The 21049-nt window shown below is 59.5% G+C and carries 22 protein-coding genes; all 22 read left to right on the top strand.

Features of this window, described 5'->3' with window-relative positions; translation table 11 throughout:
• Position 1 precedes the first annotated feature (1 nt).
• Positions 2–1207 (top strand): phage minor head protein, encoded by a 1206-nt coding sequence (locus FIV05_RS08900; protein ID WP_152509305.1) that lies wholly within the window; start codon positions 2–4, stop codon positions 1205–1207.
• A 390-nt stretch (positions 1208–1597) separates the two neighbouring features.
• Entirely contained in the window at positions 1598–2584 is a 987-nt protein-coding gene (locus FIV05_RS08895) for a phage protease (RefSeq protein WP_152509304.1), read from the top strand.
• 1 nt (position 2585) lies between these two features.
• Complete coding sequence (locus FIV05_RS08890) at positions 2586–2960, top strand: DUF2190 family protein (RefSeq protein ID WP_152507390.1); 375 nt, start codon at positions 2586–2588, stop codon at positions 2958–2960.
• A 28-nt stretch (positions 2961–2988) separates the two neighbouring features.
• The gene (locus tag FIV05_RS08885; RefSeq protein ID WP_152509303.1) at positions 2989–3948 is read left to right on the top strand and encodes a capsid protein; all 960 of its coding nucleotides are present in this window, start codon (positions 2989–2991) and stop codon (positions 3946–3948) included.
• A 262-nt stretch (positions 3949–4210) separates the two neighbouring features.
• Positions 4211–4687, top strand: coding sequence for a hypothetical protein (locus FIV05_RS31760; protein WP_209009912.1), 477 nt, complete (start codon positions 4211–4213; stop codon positions 4685–4687).
• Positions 4688–4707: 20 nt separating this feature from the next.
• Entirely contained in the window at positions 4708–5175 is a 468-nt protein-coding gene (locus FIV05_RS08875; protein WP_152507388.1) for a DUF1320 domain-containing protein, read from the top strand.
• Entirely contained in the window at positions 5175–5657 is a 483-nt protein-coding gene (locus tag FIV05_RS08870) for a phage virion morphogenesis protein (RefSeq protein WP_152509302.1), read from the top strand. The genes FIV05_RS08875 and FIV05_RS08870 overlap by 1 nt, the downstream gene beginning before the upstream one ends.
• Complete coding sequence (locus FIV05_RS08865) at positions 5654–6292, top strand: hypothetical protein (RefSeq protein WP_152509301.1); 639 nt, start codon at positions 5654–5656, stop codon at positions 6290–6292. Before FIV05_RS08870 ends, FIV05_RS08865 begins: the two co-directional genes overlap by 4 nt.
• Positions 6289–6858 carry a phage baseplate assembly protein V gene (locus tag FIV05_RS31850; protein WP_173013811.1) on the top strand — a complete coding sequence of 190 codons (570 nt, stop codon included), beginning with the start codon at positions 6289–6291 and terminating at the stop codon, positions 6856–6858. The genes FIV05_RS08865 and FIV05_RS31850 overlap by 4 nt, the downstream gene beginning before the upstream one ends.
• Positions 6858–7259, top strand: a complete 402-nt coding sequence (locus FIV05_RS08855) for a GPW/gp25 family protein (RefSeq protein ID WP_209009911.1) — start codon at positions 6858–6860, stop codon at positions 7257–7259. Before FIV05_RS31850 ends, FIV05_RS08855 begins: the two co-directional genes overlap by 1 nt.
• A complete protein-coding gene (locus tag FIV05_RS08850) occupies positions 7256–8107 on the top strand; it encodes a baseplate J/gp47 family protein (RefSeq protein WP_152509300.1) in 852 nt (283 codons plus the stop codon). Before FIV05_RS08855 ends, FIV05_RS08850 begins: the two co-directional genes overlap by 4 nt.
• Positions 8104–9207, top strand: a complete 1104-nt coding sequence (locus FIV05_RS08845) for a phage tail protein (RefSeq protein WP_152509299.1) — start codon at positions 8104–8106, stop codon at positions 9205–9207. Before FIV05_RS08850 ends, FIV05_RS08845 begins: the two co-directional genes overlap by 4 nt.
• On the top strand, positions 9207–12488 hold the full coding sequence (locus FIV05_RS08840; RefSeq protein ID WP_152509298.1) for a DUF4815 domain-containing protein: 3282 nt from the start codon (positions 9207–9209) through the stop codon (positions 12486–12488). The genes FIV05_RS08845 and FIV05_RS08840 overlap by 1 nt, the downstream gene beginning before the upstream one ends.
• Before the next feature lie 9 nt (positions 12489–12497).
• Positions 12498–14081 (top strand): hypothetical protein, encoded by a 1584-nt coding sequence (locus tag FIV05_RS08835; RefSeq protein ID WP_152509297.1) that lies wholly within the window; start codon positions 12498–12500, stop codon positions 14079–14081.
• Positions 14082–14222: 141 nt separating this feature from the next.
• The gene (locus FIV05_RS08830) at positions 14223–15113 is read left to right on the top strand and encodes a hypothetical protein (RefSeq protein ID WP_152514017.1); all 891 of its coding nucleotides are present in this window, start codon (positions 14223–14225) and stop codon (positions 15111–15113) included.
• A 1-nt stretch (position 15114) separates the two neighbouring features.
• Positions 15115–15654, top strand: a complete 540-nt coding sequence (locus tag FIV05_RS08825) for a DUF4376 domain-containing protein (RefSeq protein ID WP_152509295.1) — start codon at positions 15115–15117, stop codon at positions 15652–15654.
• A gap of 170 nt (positions 15655–15824) precedes the next feature.
• Positions 15825–17063 (top strand): phage tail sheath family protein, encoded by a 1239-nt coding sequence (locus tag FIV05_RS08820; protein ID WP_152509294.1) that lies wholly within the window; start codon positions 15825–15827, stop codon positions 17061–17063.
• An 11-nt stretch (positions 17064–17074) separates the two neighbouring features.
• The gene (locus tag FIV05_RS08815; RefSeq protein ID WP_152509293.1) at positions 17075–17581 is read left to right on the top strand and encodes a phage major tail tube protein; all 507 of its coding nucleotides are present in this window, start codon (positions 17075–17077) and stop codon (positions 17579–17581) included.
• Positions 17582–17587: 6 nt separating this feature from the next.
• On the top strand, positions 17588–17809 hold the full coding sequence (locus FIV05_RS08810; protein ID WP_152509292.1) for a hypothetical protein: 222 nt from the start codon (positions 17588–17590) through the stop codon (positions 17807–17809).
• A gap of 15 nt (positions 17810–17824) precedes the next feature.
• Positions 17825–18262, top strand: a complete 438-nt coding sequence (locus tag FIV05_RS08805; protein ID WP_152509291.1) for a hypothetical protein — start codon at positions 17825–17827, stop codon at positions 18260–18262.
• A gap of 172 nt (positions 18263–18434) precedes the next feature.
• The gene (locus tag FIV05_RS08795) at positions 18435–20657 is read left to right on the top strand and encodes a phage tail tape measure protein (protein WP_152509290.1); all 2223 of its coding nucleotides are present in this window, start codon (positions 18435–18437) and stop codon (positions 20655–20657) included.
• Entirely contained in the window at positions 20654–21046 is a 393-nt protein-coding gene (locus tag FIV05_RS08790; RefSeq protein WP_152509289.1) for a hypothetical protein, read from the top strand. Before FIV05_RS08795 ends, FIV05_RS08790 begins: the two co-directional genes overlap by 4 nt.
• The last annotated feature ends 3 nt before the right edge of the window (positions 21047–21049 follow it).

Raw genomic sequence — 21049 nt, 5'->3', positions numbered from 1 at the left:
TTTGGCCGAAACCTCAAAGGACTTCGAAACACCGCGAGAGGTCACGGATTACTTCCGGCAGAAACGGCTTCGGCCGGGCTTCTCGTGGGTGGATGTCTGGGCGCAGGAACATGCCTTTGCGTTCACGGTTGCCAAGGCCGTTGATACGGAGCTGCTCGGCACATTCCAGAAGTCGCTAGACGATGCGATCACCAACGGCGAAAGTTTCGACACCTGGAAGAAGAAGATTGCCACTGATCTCACCAAGATTGGTTGGTGGGGGCCGCGCAGGGTCAAGGACCCAACAGGCATCGCGGAGGACAGCCTGGTCGACTTTTCCCGGTCGCGCCGGCTGAAGACAATCTTCTGGTCAAACATGCGTTCCGCTCGAGCTGCGGGACAATGGGAGCGTGCTCAGCGAACTAAGCGCGCTTTGCCCTATCTGCTCTACGTGCGTTCCGTTGCCTCCGATCCGCGACCGGAACACCTCGTCTGGGCCGGTATTCTTCTGCCTGTCGATGACCCTTTCTGGAACACGCATTTCCCGCCGAATGGCTGGGGTTGCAAATGTGCCGTCCGTCAGGTCACCAGATTTGAAGCGAACCGGCTGATTTCCGATGGCGGGTTAACGATTGATGGAGAGTGGGTCCGGATCGAAAAGACAGCCCCTCAGATTGAAACCAGAACCTTCAAGCACAAGCGCCGGGACATCGAAGAACAGGTTCCAGTCGGGATCGATCCGGGCTGGCACACCAACCCCGGCCGGTCCCGTGCACGCACCCTGATTGACCGACTGAACGAGGAACTGGATGCAGCCGGTCCCGATGTTGCTCGTGGCCGCATCCAGGAGCTGTTCTCTGGCCGCACTCCTGAAGTGATCGCGGGGCTGAAGGAACGGGTGCACCTTCCTGTCGCGGTCGCCCCACAGCTACAAGAAGCATTGGACGCAAAGACATCCCTGATCGTGGCATCTACCGATACCATCCAGGCAAAGACAGCAAAGCATGCAGTGGTGACGATCGACACCTTCAGCATCGTCCAGGACATGCTTGATCTGGGAACGATCGTTGACGAAGGTCGATCGGAAAATGAACGGGCGGTCTATATCAGCCTGGGGCTTTCTTGGTGGAAGCTGGTCATCAAACGCTCAGCGGATGGCTTCCTGCGGCTGCACACGATCTATCAGGTCGATCAGCGCCGTGCATTGAAATGGATTGAGAAGGAGTAAAGTAGCGGGAGGACGTGACCCCTCGCGGCCGCATTCGGCCGGCACCATCGACTTCGCGCCGCCACGAATATGAATATGCGTTTTTCCAACCGATCTGACAACATCATAGAGGTGCGAATTCTTCCCGAATTTTTAGGCGCGAGAAAAACCGGCTGAGAAGCCCGAGGAAGGGCTTTGACGCCCAATGCCCCGCGAAACAGGCACGAAGGCGCTCACGCCTGTTTAAACCCCGTTTAAAAACGATCTTGCCTGCGTACGTGAGACCCAGATGCGGGTAGCGCTTTCAAATCCGGTCTGATACGGTCCACCCATCCCCAAAAATTGCTCCCGGTGCTGCGGCTGACAGTTGTCAGCCCCGCTGGCATGCGCGCGCCAGCCTAGCTTGGCGGCATGACAAAGCAGACCGCCTCTCCTTCTGACATTGCCCATGGTGCCGTGGTTACGGAAATCGCCACGGCCGGTGCTGCCGCTGAAATGGCCGCCGTGCCGGAATGGATCAAGATCCTTCCGGCCGGTAAGGTAACGACCCGCGACGGTCGCTTCTTCATCTTCGACGCCGAGGCGCTCGCTGCCCGGTTCAACGCCGATGGTATCGATATCCCTGTCGACCTCGACCACGGCATTTCGAAAAACGACAAGCCGGCCGCCGTTGGCTGGATCAAGGAAATGGCTGCCAAGCCGGATGGGCTGTATGGCCGCGTCGACTGGTTGGATGCCGGCAAGAAAGTGCTGGCCGAAAAAAGCCGGCGCTTCATTTCCCCGACTTTCCCTCACACCAAGGAAGGCAAGGCCGTTTGGCTGCATTCCGTCGCTCTTGTGGCGGCTCCGGCACTCGCCATGCCGGCGCTTGCTCACGCTTCTCCCGAGACTGCAACAGAGGAAAATCAGATGCCGATCAAGTCTATTGCCGAGGCCCTAGGCCTGGGTACGGATGCCGATGAGGCTGCATGCCTGACAGCCATCACGGGCCTGTCGACCGGCAAGGTCGATAAATCCGTTCACGATGAGGCGCTGACCAAGCTGTCGGCCGCCACTCAAGAGCTTGCAACCCTGAAAGCGGATGGTCGCAAGAAGGACGTTGATGATCTGCTGGAAGGCGCGCTCGCCGACAAGAAGATCTTTCCCGCTCAGCGCGACCATTACGAAAAGCTCTGCGCGACCGACGAAGGGTTTGACCAGGTCAAAGCCCTCCTGGGCGCGACCGCCAAAGGTCTCGCTCCGTCCGGCCTCGATGACAAAACTACTTTGTCTGACGATGAGCCGGGCGATCCCGTCACCCTTTCGGCCAAGGCAACCGCCTATCAGGCAGAGCAGGCCGCCAAGGGTATCCACATCGATATCGCTCAGGCGGTCAATCACGTGAAAGGAAACGGCTGACATGATGCCGCTCATCAAATCTTTCCGGGCGAACACGGCGGTGTCCGGGTTGCGCCTCGTCGCGGCGTCTGCCGTCGACAAGGAAGTCGAAACCGCCTCCGACGCCACTGATCTCATCATCGGCGTGGCCGACACCTTCGACATCGATGCCGGTGACATGGCGGATGTCATCCTGTCCGGTCCCGCACCCGTCACAGCTGGTGGGGACCTCGATTTCGGTGATTTCTTCACCTCGGACGCAAACGGCAAGGCGGTCAAGGCGGTGCCGGTGGCCGGCTCAGTTGTCCGCTACGCAGGCTATGCGCTGCAGGATGCGACCATGGACGATCAGTTCTCCGCAGTCATCGCCCCTGGCATTCTCAACACGCCGGTCTGATCGGCCGCGAGTTTAAAGGCACTTTAAAATGGCTACCAAACGCCCCTTTGTCGTCGATCCGATCCTGACCGCAATCGCGATCGGCTATTCCAATCCGGCACAGTCCCTGATTGCCGATGATGTCATGCCCCGTCAAAGCGTCGGCGGCGAGCAGTTCAAGTGGACCGAATATCCGATTGCCGAGGCTTTCACCGTGCCCGACACGGAAGTCGGCCGGCGCGGTCAGGTCAATCAGATCGTGTTCTCCGGGTCCGAGCGGGAAAGTTCGGTGAAGGATTACGGTCTCGACGTTCCGATCCCGAACTCCGACATCAATGCTGCCGCTGCCGCGCGCAAGGAAAAGCGTTCGACCTACGATCCCGAACAGCATTCGGTCATGATGCTGACCAAGATCACTCAGCTTGACCGCGAAGTCCGGGTCGCTGCCAGGGTACAGGATCCGAACAACTACGATGCATCACGGCGCGTCGCCCTTGTCGGCACCGACAAGCTGTCCGACTACGCCAATTCCGACCCGCTCGGTGTCCTGGACACCGCCCTGCAGGGCACCCTGATCTACCGCCCCAATCAGCTGTCGATGGGCAATGTGGTCTGGAACTGGTTGAAGCGACACCCGAAACTGGTCAACGCCATCAAGGGCAATCTGACCAACGAAGGGTTCATCACCAAGCAGCAGCTCGCCGAGCTGCTTGAGATCAAGCAGGTGCTTGTGGGCGATGCCCATGTCAACACCGCCCGTCCTGGGCAAGCGGCCAATCTCACCCGTGCCTGGGGCAACTTCATTGCCGCGCACTACACCGATCCGACCGCCCACATCGAAAATGAAGTGACCTGGGGCTTCACGGCTCAGTACGGCACCAAGGTTGCCGGCCGTATCGAAGATCCGGATATCGGCCTTGAAGGCGGTTTCCGCATCCGTTCCGGCGAACGGGTCAAGGAAGAGATAGTCGCCAAAGACGTGGGCTATCTGATCCAGAACCCGGTCTAAGCGGTTTCCTCGGGGAGCGCCGCGAGCAAGGAGGGCCTTTGGACTGAAGGCTCTCCAAGCGAAGCCCCTCCACTGGCAGGCGGACCCACAGGTCCAGTGGAAACAGCGGCCTTTTGAATACCTGAGAGAGGCGTCTGGTACGGCTCGCAAGGCCCCCAGCACTACCCGCGCAATCTGGCTTTCGGGTGGTTGACGGCAATTCGGCCCATAAGGACCCCAGGTCGCGCCTCGTACTTCTTCTGAAGAGCCACGGAGAAACATCATGGCAACCCGCAAGCAATCCAATGAAACCAGTTCTCCCAAGACGGCCGCATCGACCGACGCAAAGTCTTCCGCCACTGACGAGGCAGCCGCCAAAGAGGCCGCAGACGCGGCGGCAAAGGCAGAAGCCGAAGCGAAACAGAAAGCAGCGGATGAAGCTGCAGAAAAAGCGGCGGCTGATGAGGCGGCAAAAGCAGAGGCCGAATTAAAGGCGAAAGCTGAAGCCGATGCGAAGGCGAAAGCCGAGGCTGACGCGATGGCGGAGGCTGATGCAAAGGCGAAAGCAGAAGCTGAAGCAAAAGCCAAAGCGGCAGCCTCCGCCCAGGACGGACCCGAACGGAAGAAAATCCCCGTGCTCTGCCACGTTCGTCTGAACGGCGATACCTACGAGCCCGAGGCCGAACCCGAAATGACCGGCAGCGAGTTTGAGGAACTGAAGCGGTCTCAGGCCGTGGAAGGTGAATTCGAAGACTACTGAGCCCCGCCATTGAGGAAGCCATGACCGCCTACGCCTCCCAGTCCGATCTAGAACTGCGTTACCCTGATGAACTCATTCTGCTTGCCGCAGATGAGAATGACGGCTCGGTCGATGCGGACAGGGTGGCGGGGGCGCTGGCGTCCGCCAGCACGGAAATCCGTGGCATCCTCAAGGCCCGCTATGGCAGCAATGATCTGAACAATCTCGACGCCGACAGCCTTGAGCTATTGAAGGTCTATGCCATCGATATCGGTCTCTACCGTATTGCGCTGTCCTTCTCCCGTTCGAACGATCAGATCAAGGATCGGTACGAGGCGGCTATCAAACGCCTTGAGGCCATTGCCTCCGGTAAAGGTGGGCTGTCTTTCGAGCCGTCCGGTTCTGATGGCGGTTCCTCAAACGGTTCCGATGCTCTCAGCTCACCCAATGAAGTTTTGATCGATGCCCCGGAGCGTGTCTTCACCCGTGACCGTTTACGGGGGTTTTAATGAGCGTTTCAATCCAGCTTGACAGCACTGAGCTTGATGAAGCCCTCGTGCGCCTTGAACCGCTTCTGGACTTTGAACCCGCGCCGCTGATGGCAGCGATCGCCGCGCTCGGTGAGAGCCAGACGCGCCGGCGCATCGAAACGGAAAAAACATCTCCGGACGGAACGCCGTGGGTCCCGAACCACAACGGCACAAGCATCCTGCGCGAGACCGGCCGCAATCTCCTGGACAGCGTTGCCTCAACTTCTTCCGCCACGCAGGCGGAATGGGGTGCGAGCTGGGAATTCGCACATGTCCATCAATTCGGTGCCGTCATCGAACCCAAAGACGCAAAGGCTCTCGCTTTTCAGATCGGCGGTCAGAACGTCTTTGCGCAGAAGGTCGTTGTCCCCGCGCGTGCGTTTGTCGGGATCTCGGCGGAGAACGAGATCGAGATCCGCGATCTGGTGACTGACTTTCTCGGGATCGGAGGCCTACAATGATTGAGCCGACCACCCTGACGGACCTGATCGACGTCGACCATGTCTCGGTTGCGACCCTCGCGATCACCGCGACCATCGACGCGCAGATCGCCGGCTTGACCGTCCGGTCTCATCCGGGAAAGCTGGACATCTACGATGTGGTTTCCCGCGATCTGATCCGCGCTCCGGGCGTGCTTCTTGGTTGGACCCAAGTCAAGGCCATGCGGGAAACAGCCGGGCACTACACCATGCCGGTCGACTTCGCCGCGTACATCGTCGCTGAAGACTTCGCGGACAAACAGCGCGGCCGGAGGATACCGAGGGAAACCGTTGCCAATGCAATCGGCACCCGGCTGCTTGCAATCCTCAATGATCCGGATCTCGCGGACTGGGGACTTGCCGACATCAGTCTGCCGCTCACAGAGCCGGCTCCCGCCTTCCGGCCGATGTTCACCGCAACCGCCTATCAGAAGGGGACGGCCTATTACGCCGTTACCTGGACACAAGAGATCATCGGCCTTGGTCCCGATTTCCTTGGCGGTGAAACGCCGGCGTTTGTCGCGCCGGATGAAGAACGCGGCCCAGGCCTGAAGTTCCTCGCAGAAACGGACATCCCGCCCGAAATCATCGCCATGATCGAAGGGGAGGAACCGTGACAGATCTCGCCGCTTTCGAACTCAGAACGCTTCGCCGGTTTCTGCGCCGTGCCGAAGGACGGCTTGCGCGCGCCGTCCTGCGCGGCAAGGTCCACCCCGGCAGCCAGGACATGGAAGAGCGCACCGTTCGCCTGCAGCTTGCTGTGGATGCTGAAGGCAAGCCGATCCTTTCTCCCCCCGTCAAATGGGGGGCACCCGGTGTCGGTCGGCTCAAGGTTCATGCGGTACCGGCCGACAACGAACAGATGATCCTGTTCAGCCCGTCCGGCACGATCGGGACGGCAAGCATCGCCATCGCCGGCAGCTACGACGACGACAATGGATCGCCCTCCGATGATGCGGGTGAAGTTGTGGTGACCTTCGGTGATACCCGGCTGGAGCTGCGTGGCTCCGATGCACTTGTGAAGTCTGCGAAAGTCGTTGTCGAAAGCGAAGACGTTCACCTGGGCGGCGAAGACGGTAAGCGGGTTGCCCGTGTCGGCGATCGGGTCGATGTCAAAATTGGTTCCTCGAAAGGCCTATGGCCGATCATCGAAGGGTCCAACACAGTGAGGGCTATCACCTGATGAAAGCTCTCCGCTACAGAACCGGCGTTCACTTCGAAACCTTCGAACCGTTGACGGGCTGGGCGCATGTTTCCCAGAGCCTTCAGATCATCTGGACCACGCGTCTCGATGTGCGCGTCATGGCTCTCGATTTCGGTTCCGAACACTTCGCCTTGCACGGCGAAGACATCACGCCGGAACTCGCACTCCGGCTCTACAACGCCCTCATCACCGCCGTGCACACCCACGAACCGGAATACAGGATCCATTCCATGCAGCTTGTCAGGCTGACCAGGGAGGGCGGTCTCGGCGTCCGCCATTCGGGCACCTACTATCCGGAGGGCCGTTTCGGAAACTACGAGGACAAGGTCGCTGTCGAAGCCTCGACCGCTCCCCTCAAGCTCTACCGGGAGGCCGCATGATAGATCTTGAGGCTCTCCCCGATCCTGAGGTTCTGAAGTCGATCGACCATGAGGAGTGGCTTCAGAACATGATCGACAGGATGGTTGCCGAAAGCGATGCGCTCGGCATCACCTGGGACGCGAATGTCTCCAGTGACCCGGCTATGATCCAACTGGAGCTGGCCGCGTTCTACGCCATGCTGTTTACCTCTTATGTGAACGAGGCCGCCCGCAACCAGATCCTTGCCTTTTCCACCAGTGCGGATCTGGACCACCTTGCCAGCTTTTACAATCTCGCAAGACTTCCGGGTGAAGACGACACCCGGCTCCGGGTGCGTATCCAGTTGGCAACGATCGGCGGTTCCGTTGGCGGTACCAAGGAACGCTTCAAGAGCGTAGCGATGGGGGCGGATATCCGCGTTCGCGACATCGCAACGTGGCGCGTTGGTCGCGATCCAACCGTAAACGTTGCAGTGCTCTCTACCGAGATCGGCGGCAACGCCAGTCAAAGCCTTTTAAACATCGTTCAAACGGCCCTTGAAGCTCCGGGGGTAATGCTCGTATCTGACCGCTACGAGGTCATGTCTGCGGTTCGCCAGATCGTGGACGTAACGATCATCGTTACCCTGTCACCGGATGCGCCGGCGTCTCTCCTGCAGGAGCTTGAAAGCCACCTCGTAACCGCACGCGATGCTGAAGCAGATCTTCTCGGGCTTGATCTGACACGTGCCTGGATCACGGCTAACGCGATGCTGCCAGGGGTCTCCAACATCGCGGTCCAACTTCCGGCCGGTGACGTGGTTGCGGGATCGAATGAAGCCATTGCGATCGGCACGGTCACCATTGTCGACGGGGGGCGCAGCCGATGAGCGCCGACCGCCTGCCAGACAATGTCAGCCTACAACACCGTGCGCTGGCGAATGCCACCTACCTCATGCCCGACCTTGTGCCGGGCGTCGAATACATCTCCGGCTGGAAGTACAGCCGGCAGCCTCCGGATCTCCGTCCGTTCCTGGTCGATGAATACGGCCTTGCCGCTCTGGTTCCGTATCTTTCCAGCTACGCCGAAGTTCTTGCACGCGGGCTGCCCTGGGCAAGGGTGCGTGGCACCCATTCCGCGGTTGCGCAAGGTCTCGACATGGTGGGCTATTCGGGCACGATCCAGGACCCGCCTGCGCGTCGTCTTGCCTGGGCAGAGTTCCAGATCGATCTGGACCGGGTTCGCGATGAGCGTGACGATCTTCCCAAGATCGCAGGCATCGTTGATCTCAGCATCCCGGAGCGGTCAACATTCCGCCGTGGCGTCCATGGCTACGATGTCCCGGCCGCCGAAGGTTGCCGAACCCGTTTGAGCGGTTCGATCCTTGGAGATGACAGCGGTGTCCGGATCGATGGCAAGGGGCCGAAATGGTCTTTCGGTCGAGCTTATCGCTACACCCACGTTCTGACGGAAGCTGACCTGACCGTGCTTGGTGTTTGGCTTCCAGAAGTCCCGAGCCAGCTTTGGGCCGACATGCAGTTTCCATGGGCAACTGCCACTTTCAAGTGGGCCGATGACGCCGCGCTTGGCCGCAGGGTCTCGATGGCGAGTGCCATTGAGGCGTTACCTTGCTGGCTTCGCTTTGCCGATGACGCTGACCAGACGATTGGTTATCGCCGGGCCGTCTGTAGGGGTGTTGAGCAAGGGCTTACCGGATACGCGTTCGGCACTGACTTTCTGGAGCCGAGCCTTGAGAACCCGATCGGCGTGCATGTCTTTGCGCGCACCGGGTTCGGCGACGGTTACGGCTCCGAAGCCGCGTCTGTCTCCATCGTCTTCGGCGCTGATGTCACCGACCAGTCGAAACCCGGCCAACTCTGGCTGGAGCCTGCCGGTCTGACCGGAGGCGTTGAAATCGCGTCACAGCCGATCTCGATCCTTTTTGGCGAGACGGTCCGTGAATACGTCCAATTTTTCTTGAGGTTCTGATGGCCTACGAACACGAGTCCGGCATTGACGCCGCCTATGACAGAACTCCAGACGCGCCGTCCACCCGGACGGATCTGGTCTTTGTCGAGGACCGCTTCATTCAGGGCGCGGAACTCAATGAACTGCAGGGGCTGACCGGCCGCCGCATCCAGGCGATTGGCGATCTGGTAGCTGGCAACGGCAACCGGGAAAGCGATGCGGCAATCAAGGTCGCGTTCGACATTGACCCGGAAGACCCGAACGCCATTCCGACCACCGCCAGCATCATCCTACAGGCTGGCCGGATCTACATTGACGGTCATGTTCTTTCCGTTGCCGCCGCGCAATTTGATGATGTTCCGATCTCCGGCGACGTGATCGTTGGTGTGCGCCAGGTGGTCACCCGTATCGGCCACGAGGAAGACCCGTCTCTCGTCGGCTTGCATCCAGGCACGGATGCCGAAGGCGAACCGGGCGCTTACCGGACGAACCGGTCTCTTGAGTGGGGTTTGCTGAACGATGGCGGCGAGGGCCAGTTTATACAGGTCTACAAGCTGCTCGATGGCACCGTCGTTGATCAGACCGCTCCGCCTGCACTTGATGGCATTCTTGCGACTGCTGCGATTTACGACCGCGCACGCGGCTCCTACATCGTTGCCGGCTGCGAAGTCAGCGCGCTTGGGGATGACGGCAACGATCGGCAGATCCTGTCGGTGGGTGCCGGTGCTGCAAACATTCAGGGTTGGCGCCGCACGCGCGAAACCGCTTTTACCCTGTTCCAGTCCCAAGATCCGGATCTTGAACTGGTCTCGGCCGAGGCGAAGACCTTCACCGATGGCGGTAGCGGCACCGCAGTTCTGACCGTCGCAAGGCCGCCGATCGCGAACGTGGTGTCTGCGGTTGTCACCATGCAGATCTCCGAGAACGTGACGCGCGGGCCTGTGCCCAACGGTCTGGATGAACTGCAGGAAGCGTCGATTGTCGAAATCATAAGCGTCACGCAGGCCGCGACCACGTTTGATCCGGCGACATATTCCCTGTCCGGTGACAATATCTCGTGGGCTCCGGCTGGTGATGAGCCGGCTGCCGGCAGCACGTATGTCGTCACCTATCGGTATTTCAAACAGGTCGCGCCGGATGCCTTCGACGCAGCGACCATCACACTGTCAGGCGGTGTGACCGACGAAACCGCATTGCTGACGTACAACTCCAAGATCCCGCGCAAGGATATTCTTGTTTTTGATATCGATGGCACGCCGAGCGTCGTCAAAGGGCAGTCCGCTCGCAAGGGCGCGCTGCCGCCGAAGCCACCCGAGGGCTACCTGAAGATTGCCGAGATCCACAACACGTGGGACGGCGCTCCGGAGATCGTCAACAACGGCACCCGTGTACCGACCTATGATGAGCTTTGGGGATATCTGCGACTGACGGTGAAGCTTGCCGATCAACTCAACCGGACGCTCATGGAACAATCAGTACCGGACGCGGCCGCGATCTCTGCCGATGGCATCTTCACGGATGACTTCTGGAGCGATTTCTACCGCGATGAGGGTGTCGTCCAGTCTGCCGCCGCCAACCAGGGCGTCTTGCAGTTGCCTGTCTATGAGCAGTTTGTCGAGACGATCAACACGCTTGCGATCCTTGATTACACCGAAGAAGTGATAATCTCGCAGCCACTCGCAACCGGGTCCATGAAGGTCAACCCCTACGCCAACTATAATCCGATGCCGGGCTTGTTGGCGCTCAACCCGAACAACGACTTTTGGACGTCGACTGAAACGCAGTGGACCTCGTCCATCACGCGCCAGTTCACGGCAGCCCCCGGTCAATCTCCGGGCCGTACAACGATTACGGAAGAAGTGCGGCAGACGACACGGGCGGCAGAGTTCCTGCGGCAGATCGATATCGACTTCACGATAGAAGGGTTTGCCCCCAACGAAGAGTTGGAAAAGCTCCTGTTCGCAGGGCGGGACGTGACGCCGGCCGGCCCGCTTGTTGCCGGTGCCAATGGTGATGTGCAAGGGACATTCCAGATCCCGGCCCGTGTTCCGACCGGCACGCATGCGATCCGGGCAGAAGGTGCTGCCGGTGGTTTTGCTGAGGCGTCCTTCGTTGGTGCTGGTGAAATCACCGTCGAGGTGATGCGCCGGGTCAATCTGGTGACCAGGGCTGCGCCGCCGCCCGTGGTGAACGTGATCAACAATATTGTGCGGGTCACCAACGTAAACAACGTGTCCAACAATCGCGGCCCCGGTGAAGGCTCCGGACGCGAAGGGGGCATGAACGGCGATCCGCTTGCTTTCACGTTTGTCCCGCCAGTTGATTGCATGATGCTCGGGTTCGACGTGGAGATCGCCGAGGTGGGGGACCCGGCCAATGGCTTGGTTTGCCAGCTCGCCCGGACCTTGAACGGCTATCCGACCAATGAAGTTCTGGCGACCACGTTCATTCCGATGGTTGGCGTTCAGCCTGGTGACAAGGTCAGCCCGCGTTGGGATGCGCCGCACTATCTCAGTGCTTCTGAAAAATACTGTGTCGTGATCATGACTGACGATGCGGACCACGCCCTGAAGATCGCAACGCTTGGCGAAGTGGTTCCGGAATCCCAACAGCTGGTTTCCTCGCAGCCTTATACCAACGGCGACCTGTTCTCCGGATCGAACCGCACCACGTGGGTGGCGCACCCGAAAAGCGATCTCAAGATCGATATCCTCGCGGCCAAATTCAGCCCGGTGGAAAAGACCGTCGATCTGTACCAGGGCGACATCGAGGCGATCACCGATCTGGTCGTTCGCGGCACGGTCGAGCTGCAATCCGATCAGACCCGGTTTAGGTACGAGCTTGTCCGCGCCAACGGGGATGTGATCCCACTCGCTTCAGGGCAGTCCATCGAGTTCGATGAGTATGTCTCCGAGACCATAACCCTGCGCGCTGTACTGAACGGCAACGAGTACCTGTCGCCTGTCCTCTGGCCAGGCACCACGATCATTGGTGGGCAGGTGCAGGAGCAGGCGGACTATGTCTCGAAGTTCTTCGCGATCGACGGCCCGATCGGATTCCGCGCGCTGTTCGATCGGTGGCAGCCGGCCGGGGCAACGGTCTCGATCTTTGTTGATGACGGCGATGACGATTGGCAGCCGCTTGTCCAGGAGAGCGCCCGCGCCCTCGGCGGTGGCTGGACGGAACCGAAACTTGCCCTTGCTGGCTTCTCCGCCCCCAACGGAGGCCGCGTGAAAGTCACACTCAACGGCACGCCGGCAGCGCGTCCCTCCATCGCGCGTTTGCGCGCCTACGGATACTAAGAGGTTCCGATGCCAACCGACGCAATTACAGCACAACTCGGCATTCCGAAGCCAGACCCGGCCAACGATGTCGATTATGACTTCACCCGTATCATCCTGGCGATGGAGATGATCGATGGATTTATCCATTCCCTCCAGACGGCACTCGCAGGCGTTGCGCCTTCAGTTCATAACCATGACATCGATGATGTAGATGGCCTGCAAGCTGCACTGAACACGCTGGCAGACAGCATTGCCAACGTGTCTGGCACGCTTGCGGGGCTGGAAGACACGGACGTATCCGACGCCACGCAGGGCATGCTCTTGCAGTATCTCAATGATCAGTGGGTTTCGGTTGCTGCCAAGGCCTCGTTCTTTGCCATCGACCCGATCAACGGCATTTCCGCGAACAACGTCCAGGCAGCGCTCGCCGAGCTGGTGCAGGAAGTCACGACGCCGACCGTCGATCCGGCCTTTCAGAGCTACGTGTTTGACGGTGAAACCGACACCGTCACCTTGCCGGCAACGCCGAACTCGAAGAACGCTGTCTTTCTGAACCTGAACGGCAACTTCGTTCTGCATGAGGATTTCGCGCTCAACGACGCTGACGTGACCTTCAACACAATGCCGGCAGCAGGTCATAAGTTGAACGCGATGGTTCTGACTGCTGTTGAGATCGGCGAGCCGAGCCCGGAAACCATTGACGCGGACAAGATCAAGACCAGCGGCATTCCGGAGCTGCTGGTCAAGCTTGGCATCAGCCAGGTGACTGGCGACCCAGATCACCTGATCAACGGTAGTTTCGACATCTACCAAGAGGGACAAGGTCCGTTCGATCTTACCAGCGGCTATGTCTGCGACATGTGGCGGATGTTTCGTGTCGCAGGCACCTCTTGCCCGATCACGATCGAGGATCGCCCCCTTGGATCGCGCACGAGGAAGCGCCTAAAGTGGGAGCGTCCGACGCCGGGAGCTAATCCGGCAGCGCTTTTCCAGCCGATTGAATTCGTCGACACGCTCGGCGGGCAAACCTGTACCTTCACTTTTAGGGCGCAGGCATCCGCTCCCACTGAGTTGCAGGTCAACATATCTCAGTTCTTTGGAACAGGCGGGGCGCCATCGGCCACGAACGAAACCGCTTTCCAAACCGTAAATCTGACGACTGAAGAAACAGAGTTTTCCCTGTTGTTCACTCTGGACAGCGTCGAAGGCAAAGTCATTGGCACAGGCCTGAATGACGCCCTGCGGGCCGCATTTACCCGTCAACATGACAGCACCAACCCGACAGCTACGGTTTACCTCTCGGAGGTATCTCTTCTTAGCGGGGATGTGCGGGCATCAGAGATTAAGCGGCCTCGCAGGAGCCGTGGGCAAGAGCTGCATATGGCCCACTATTACTTCTACAAGAGCCAAATCCCTTTCAGCTCCGATCACCAAAGTAAAATCACCGGAACCTTCCCGCGGTGGATGAGGGCGACCCCTGGCATCACCTATACGCTCTTTGGTGGCGTAACTGTGAATGGCGGTCAGTCAGTTCGTCCGGACGGCTTTCACCTCTACGGACTAAGCGGTCCAACTTTTACGCAAAGTCTGACAGCAGACGCGAGGCTCTGACACATGACCCTTCTTCCCCAGAACCTCGTTGACGGGCCGTATGGCCCGCGTCAGGATTTCATCATCAACGGCTCGTTTGATGTGAACCAACGCGGCGCAGTGTCGAGCACTTCGACGCTCTACCGGGTTGCGGATCGACACGTGGCGGACTGTTCGAATGCCGTTGATACCGGCTTCAGTCAGGAGCTTCGTGACTTTGCGATTGGCTTTTCGGATGTGCCTAACAGCCCCGAAAAGTATATGCGCGTCAACTTCGCCGGCACGACAGCAAACGCTGCGTCTCATTGGGTCACTTATGGTTACCGCATCGACCGGCCGCTCCGTTTTGCAAACGGGGTGTGGACCTATGATCTTTGGGTGCGTCCGCAAAACAGCATGGCGGTTGGGATCGAAACCAGACTTGCAGCCGATAGCGGTAATCCTGCCGACAGCATCGTCATGATAGACCCGCAGACCTTCCCTTTAACAGGCGGCATCTGGCAAAGGCTCCCGATCAAAATTACAACGCCGGTATGGACACCTGCTTCTGTCGGCGTCGGGGCGCGGTTGAGCCTTATTCTGGCGCTCAGCCTTGGCACAGATTTCTCCGGTGGCGGAAATTATGTTGGCGCGCAGGATGGGTATCTCGACATCGCAGAAACGTCCTTTACTCCGGGCGACAATCGACACCTCCCGGTAATCAAGGCTCCGCGAGATCCGCAAGCGGAGTTGGCTCGATGCCTGCCGTTTTACGAACAGGTAAACTCGGCAAGAATGGGCACGGGGCACGCTCAATCTACAACGGCCATCAGACATGTCGTCTCCTATGTCAGGAAGCGAGCCACGCCGGCACTCGGTCTGCTGACGACAACACCGTCTTTCATCATCGGAGGCACCACAGAGATCGGAGCGGGATCGACGGTATCGTTTTCGCTCGTTGATAGGGAAGGTGCGCGTGTGATTATCGACGGCTTCTCCGGGTTGACGTTCGGAGCCTACAGCATGGGAACCAACCCGTCGGATCAAATTCTGTCGGTAAACGCGGAGATTTAAAATGGACATCCAAAACGCATATTATTCGGACGCAGAGAACACCCGCGTTCGGGTCGAATTCGTCGGTGGCGACTCTGCTGATTGGCCCCGTGTAGGCACCTACCACGCCGAATATCTCGACCAGTACCTGACTGACAACGAGCTGGAAGATTTCCCGGGCGCTCCGGTCCCGCCGGTGACGAACGGTGAAATCAACGCTGCTCGCGATCGCCGGATTGACGCCGGTATCACCTTCAACGGCGTGCTGTACCAGACCCGCCCGGAAGATCGCGAGAACATTCAGGGCGCTTACTCCCGCGCTCAGTCGGCTATCCTGATCGACGGTGCGCAGCCTGGTGATTTCACTTGGCACGGTGGCCCTGGCGATTTCGAGTGGATCGCGGCCAACGACAGCCGGGTGAAGATGGACGCGCAGACCATGATGGCTTTCGGTGAAGCTGTCCTCGATCACAAGTCAGCGCATATCTTCGCTGCAAACGCCATCAAGGCAATGGACCCGGTCCCGTCCGACTTCGATGAGATCGTCGCGCTCTGGCCTTGATCGGCATAAACCCGTTGCATGTCGGGGCCGGTTTCTGGCATGCTTCGCGCGATCTCAGGGAGTGAGATTTTCAAGGGCTGACAACTGTCAGCCCCTTTTTTTTGACCGTTACGCCGATCTTCAACGCTGATTGAACCGCCCTTAAACCCTTGGCCGGAGACAGCGTAGATATGAGCGCCATTGTTCCAAATGTTGGCACCCGCGTCTTTTCCGATTTGACGCCCACCGTTGCGTCGATCGACGCCCGTCAGACTTACATTGGCATGTGCCTACCGGCACCGAACGCCGACAACTCCATCGAGATGCACAAGCCCATTGCCGTTTCGACGGAAGACAGCGAAACGATCGCTCTCCTGGGTGACGGTGTCGCCAAGGATGCCATCGAGCAGATCGCCATGGCGGGCATTTCCACCGACATTATCTTCTCCCGTTGCGAGGATGATCCCGACGAGGCTACGCAGCTCGGGCACATCGCCGGCAGCGCGGCAAGCAAGACCGGCGTCTGGGCGCTGGCCGAGGCGCTTTCGGAAATCGGCCTTGAACCCGGCCTGATCATTGCGCCGGAGTTCAGCCACCAACGGCCGGGCGATGCCGCCAACCCCGTGGTGACGGCCGCCGAGGGCGTCTGCAACAAGATCATCGACTGTTTTGTTGTTGCCGATGCTGACGGAACCACCCGCGAGACGGCCGCAGCCTCTGCCGCAGACTTCGCCACCTCGTTGAATATCCTGATGGGATACCCTCGGGTGAAGATCTGGAAGAACGGGGCGGACGCGACCGCGCCGATGTCCACGTCCTGGGCGGCGCAGATCCTGAAGCGGGACGCGGAGGCCGGCAACCCCTACAAAGCTGCCTGGAACCGCCCGCTTGTCGGCATTCGCGGTGTTGAAACGCGGGTGAGCCATCGCGACGGTGACCCGACTTCGGACAGCAACTATCTCTGTCAGGCCGGCGTTGGCACGATCATCGAGAACAAGCTTCTCTGGGCACCGTTCACCACGGCAACCGATCCGACCGTTCGGGACTACCGATCGATCAAGCGCATCCGGACACGCCGGTCCATCGAAAAGGCGTTTATCCGTGCCATGCGCAAGTACATGGCGGGCGACCTCGGGCCGCATCTGGCCACGCTGATCTACCAGACGATTTCCGAGGCCTGTGCCGAGCGGCAGGCCTTCGGTGCAATCATCGACTACGAGGTCATCTGGGACCGCAAGCTCAACCCGAACACATCGCTTCGGGACGGCGCTCTCAAGGTCAAGCTGCGTTTCGAGGAAACGCCGGACCTAGTCGACCTGCAGATCTTCACCGAACCGCAGCCGGAGGCGTTCGACCTTCTGGCCGCCAACATTGCGCAGGCACTGGAAGCTCTGGGTGACCAGAACATCCGGGTCGCTGACACGAACTGAAGGAGCCTCCCATGGATCGCGTGATTTATGGCGCAAACTGGTACGTCGATACGCTGAACCAGCGCTTGCGCCTCGACACCGTACAGCTGCCGAACCTGAGCCGTGTCAACGACACGGTTTCCCTGGCCGGTGGCTGGATGGCATTTGAGAACCCCGGGGAGATCGAGCCGCTGACCGCGCCTTTCTCTCTGATCGGGTCTCACGACGATATCCGCTCCCTGTTCGGCCGGGAGGCCGGCGACTGGACCTCTTTCTATTACTATGAACGCCTGCGCGATCTGCAAACCGGCACAAACCTTGGCCGTGTCGTCATGCTCAAGGGACTGATCAGTGCCGTGAGCCAGCCGCGCGTTGCGGGCAAGCGCGGCGGACAGACCGAGTATCAGGTCGGTTCCATCGTCTCTTACAAAGACATCGTCGACGGGAAAATGATCCATCTCTTCGACTTCTTTGCCAACAAGATGGTGATCAACGGTGTCGACTACAGCGCCGAACACAACGCCATCATTGCCGCTTGAGCCGCCATGCAACACCTGACCGGAAATCAGGCGGCATGGCTGTTCATAGGCATTCCCGCAATCCTCGCATGGTTTGGCGCAGCTGTTTGCTGGCTGCTGGCACCACACCTTGCCACCGATCCGCAACCGTTGTTTTGGGCGCTGTGCGTCGCAGGCGGTTGGTATGCGATCATGATCTTAATTTTTGGCGGATGGATGGGGCTTCTTCTCCTGGCATCCATCGGCTGAACAAAAGGCTGACCCATGACCTCGAAACAGCAATCAAATCTCGATGTGCCGCTGGATCAGATCCCGCTTCCGCCTGAAGAGCTGACGGATGAGCTGGACAACACCCCGCTTGATGCCACGGCCGAGACCTCCCAGGAGAAGGAAGTCGAGATCGCGGAACTCGATTTTCTCTCAGAGGCGGAAACGCGCGTGAGCCGTGTTCCGATTGACCATGCCTTCAACTGGGAAGGCAAAAAGATCGACGCCATCTATGTCCGGCGTCTGACGGTTGCCCAGGTCGGGCAACTGGCTTCAAAGCTTCAAGGCAGGGCGTTCGACCGCTACGATATTTACGCGGCGCAGACCGGTCTTCCAGCCGCAGTATTGCGCGGCTTGCTGGACGATGACGGCGATGCCGTCACCGAGAAGTGTCAGGATTTTTTTCCCCGCGTCTTCCGGGCGGACAGCGAATAGCGGCACGGCCGGAAGACTGGCGACGTATTGCAGCTCGTGTCGCTGCCATCTTGCACACGCCTTTGCCTCAGGTTCTCCGACTCGACTGGTCGGAGTGCCTTCTTTGGTGGAAAGAGGCCGATGATATCCACGGTGAAACCTTTGGTCTCCTAAGGAGAGGGTAAGCGGCAAAATGGACGTCTCTCTTAAGCTCCGACTGGACTACAAGGACCGTGGTGCCCGCCGCGCCAAGAAAGACCTTCAGGAACTCGACAAGGTTGCCGATCGGCTGGATGGTGCCGGCGCGACAAAACTCGGACGTGATCTCGATAAAGTCGGTTCAAACGCGCGCCGGGCCGCGACTGCTCTAGAGTTGCCGGCAAACAAGGTCAGAGCGCTCGATGCGCTAAAGACCGATCGGGTGGCAGGCGAACTCAACAGCTTGAAAAACGCGGCTGAAAAGGCCGGCAACAGCCTTGAACGCCCGGCCAAAGAACTGAGAGTCCTCAACCGCCTCAGCACGGATCGTGTGGAAAAGGAAATCAAGGATCTTGGCGACGCGGCCGACAGGGCAGGAGACAAGCTGAAGGGGCTGGATAAGACCAAGTTCACTCGGTTCAATGATGAAATCAACAAAACCTCGGACAAGATCGACCGGCTTGGAAAGAAGGCATCCAACCAGTCAACTCTGATTGCCCCAACCAACCAACTCAACGGAGCTATGGGAGTCCTGGGGGCGACTGCCGGCAGCACGTTCGGTGCGCTCCTTGCCTTTGCCAGTGTCGACAACATCGTCCGAGGCTTAAACGAGCTTGAACGGGGCTTTAATGATCTCGATCTCGCTGCCGCGCGTGTCGCTATCACGGCTGAAATGCGCGATCCCGCCGCCGTTGCCCGGATCAAGTCGGAGAACGATCAGATTGGCAACCGATATGGCAAGACACCGGAACTCGTAAACTCGGCCCGAAACGTTTTTGCCGCTGCCAACTTCCCGCTTGATCAACAGACCGGCTTGCTCTGGAAAACCGTTGAAGCGTCCCATGCTTCCGGATCTGACCCCGCGATTGTTGCAAGTGCTGTTACGGCGGCGATCAACAACCTTGGCATCACTCCGGATCAGGTGCCGGCGTTCCTCGATCAGATCGTCAAGGGTGGCAAGGAGGGCGAGTTCGAAATCGAGGCAATGGCCCGGTACTTCCCGGAACTTGGTGCGCTCTACAGCGCCAGTGGTCGGTCGGGGTTGGACGCCTCGGCCGAACTGATCGCATTGGCCCAGGTTGTCCGCAAAGGTGCCGGCATGGAAGGCCCGGCCGCTACCAACCTGCAGAACCTCTTGTCGAAGATGGCAGCCCCCGACACGGTCAAGAACTTCAAGGAAAAGGGTGTCAATCTGGAAGGCATTTCGAAGCGGGCCCAGCAGCAAGGAACGCCCTATATCCTGGCACTCCTGGATGAGGTCCAGCGCCTGACCGGTGGCAACGAATTCGCCATTGGTGAACTCTTCGGCGACATGCAGGCGAAGTCTGCCCTCCGGCCGCTTCTGAACAATCGTAAGTTCTACAACAATGCTTTCGATGCGATCAGGAACGACTCCCGTGGTGGCATCAAGGCGGACGCCGATTTTATCGACAGCACACCCGGCGCTGAAGCCGCTCGCCGTGCGGCTGCCATGGGACAGACCGGCCGGGTAGCCGGTTCCTTCTGGGGGCAGCTTAAAAACCCGTTGATTGACGAAATCCTAGGTTGGTTCAATCCGTCCTACCGCCGCCAAGAGGACAGCATTGAGAATGAACGGCGGCTCCGGGGCGTCAACGTCGAAGCGCTGGAGCTTGAGATCAAGGAACTGCGCGGACAGATCGACAGCCGGCCGGAGTCTCGGTTCGGATTGCCGGACACCGCCCGGTTGCCGCTAGAACTGCGCTTGAAAGACCTTGAATGGCAGCTGCAGCAAGCGCGTAAGGTGCAGGGCATCGACAACCAAGCGGAGCCAAGTGTTCCATCCGGACCGTTCCCCAGAGCCAAACCGGGTTGGGATGGTTGGGATCGCTTTATCCCTGGAAGCCAGTCCCTCCGGGATGCGGGCGGCGAAGCCGGGTCTAAATTCGCCGATGCCTTGAGTTCGGAAGCCGCCAAAGCCGGTGCGATGGCAGACGAGCTGAAATCTCGGTTCTCATTTACCGCAACTCCAACCATCAAGCCGAGCTTCTCCGGGGCCGACCCGATCTCGATGCGCCAAGGCGCTGAGCGGAGCTTCAGAACCGCGCCGGCAGCCTCTCAGCCGGCGATGAATATCAACAACACGTTCAACCAGGCGCGCGATCCGGAACGGGCCGCCCGCGAAGCCCAACGCATGCAGAACCGGGCGATCCGGAGTGCGCGCGCACGGTCGCTTCATGACACGGGAGACCTCGCATGAGTTCACTGGTTTCCATCGGAGCCGCACAGCTCAAGGTCATCGGGCTGAACCCGCAGAACGTCTCGCTGTCCAGCGAAGCAAGAGTGCCCGGCCGGGCAACCTATACCGGCATGGACTATCAGCTGACCGGTATTGGCGAGCGATCGGCACGGCTGGAAGTTCTGACCTTGCCTTTTGTTTTTGGCGGCATGGATGCCCTCGGCTGGCTGCAGGCACAGCATCTAAGCCAACTGCCTGTTCTTTATCTGCGGCTTGGGGCGAACCTTGCCGCCGACAACCTGGGCCTCGTCGTCATCCGCGAACTCTACATCGATGAGGACCGCTTCCATCCCTTCACCGGCCGGGGCCGGACACTCAATGCCGAAATCGGCCTTTTGTTCGTGGTTTGAAAC

The organism is Labrenzia sp. THAF191a, assembly GCF_009363335.1.
Lineage (GTDB): Bacteria > Pseudomonadota > Alphaproteobacteria > Rhizobiales > Stappiaceae > Roseibium > Roseibium algicola.
This window is presented reverse-complemented; position numbering and strand designations above follow the sequence as displayed.

Coding starts and splice junctions, on each gene's coding strand:
- FIV05_RS08895 (WP_152509304.1), top strand. CDS start 1,598: ATGACAAAGCAGACCGCCTCTCCTTCTGACATTGCCCATGGTGCCGTG.
- FIV05_RS08890 (WP_152507390.1), top strand. CDS start 2,586: ATGATGCCGCTCATCAAATCTTTCCGGGCGAACACGGCGGTGTCCGGG.
- FIV05_RS08885 (WP_152509303.1), top strand. CDS start 2,989: ATGGCTACCAAACGCCCCTTTGTCGTCGATCCGATCCTGACCGCAATC.
- FIV05_RS31760 (WP_209009912.1), top strand. CDS start 4,211: ATGGCAACCCGCAAGCAATCCAATGAAACCAGTTCTCCCAAGACGGCC.
- FIV05_RS08875 (WP_152507388.1), top strand. CDS start 4,708: ATGACCGCCTACGCCTCCCAGTCCGATCTAGAACTGCGTTACCCTGAT.
- FIV05_RS08870 (WP_152509302.1), top strand. CDS start 5,175: ATGAGCGTTTCAATCCAGCTTGACAGCACTGAGCTTGATGAAGCCCTC.
- FIV05_RS08865 (WP_152509301.1), top strand. CDS start 5,654: ATGATTGAGCCGACCACCCTGACGGACCTGATCGACGTCGACCATGTC.
- FIV05_RS08855 (WP_209009911.1), top strand. CDS start 6,858: ATGAAAGCTCTCCGCTACAGAACCGGCGTTCACTTCGAAACCTTCGAA.
- FIV05_RS08850 (WP_152509300.1), top strand. CDS start 7,256: ATGATAGATCTTGAGGCTCTCCCCGATCCTGAGGTTCTGAAGTCGATC.
- FIV05_RS08845 (WP_152509299.1), top strand. CDS start 8,104: ATGAGCGCCGACCGCCTGCCAGACAATGTCAGCCTACAACACCGTGCG.
- FIV05_RS08840 (WP_152509298.1), top strand. CDS start 9,207: ATGGCCTACGAACACGAGTCCGGCATTGACGCCGCCTATGACAGAACT.
- FIV05_RS08835 (WP_152509297.1), top strand. CDS start 12,498: ATGCCAACCGACGCAATTACAGCACAACTCGGCATTCCGAAGCCAGAC.
- FIV05_RS08825 (WP_152509295.1), top strand. CDS start 15,115: ATGGACATCCAAAACGCATATTATTCGGACGCAGAGAACACCCGCGTT.
- FIV05_RS08820 (WP_152509294.1), top strand. CDS start 15,825: ATGAGCGCCATTGTTCCAAATGTTGGCACCCGCGTCTTTTCCGATTTG.
- FIV05_RS08815 (WP_152509293.1), top strand. CDS start 17,075: ATGGATCGCGTGATTTATGGCGCAAACTGGTACGTCGATACGCTGAAC.
- FIV05_RS08810 (WP_152509292.1), top strand. CDS start 17,588: ATGCAACACCTGACCGGAAATCAGGCGGCATGGCTGTTCATAGGCATT.
- FIV05_RS08805 (WP_152509291.1), top strand. CDS start 17,825: ATGACCTCGAAACAGCAATCAAATCTCGATGTGCCGCTGGATCAGATC.
- FIV05_RS08795 (WP_152509290.1), top strand. CDS start 18,435: ATGGACGTCTCTCTTAAGCTCCGACTGGACTACAAGGACCGTGGTGCC.
- FIV05_RS08790 (WP_152509289.1), top strand. CDS start 20,654: ATGAGTTCACTGGTTTCCATCGGAGCCGCACAGCTCAAGGTCATCGGG.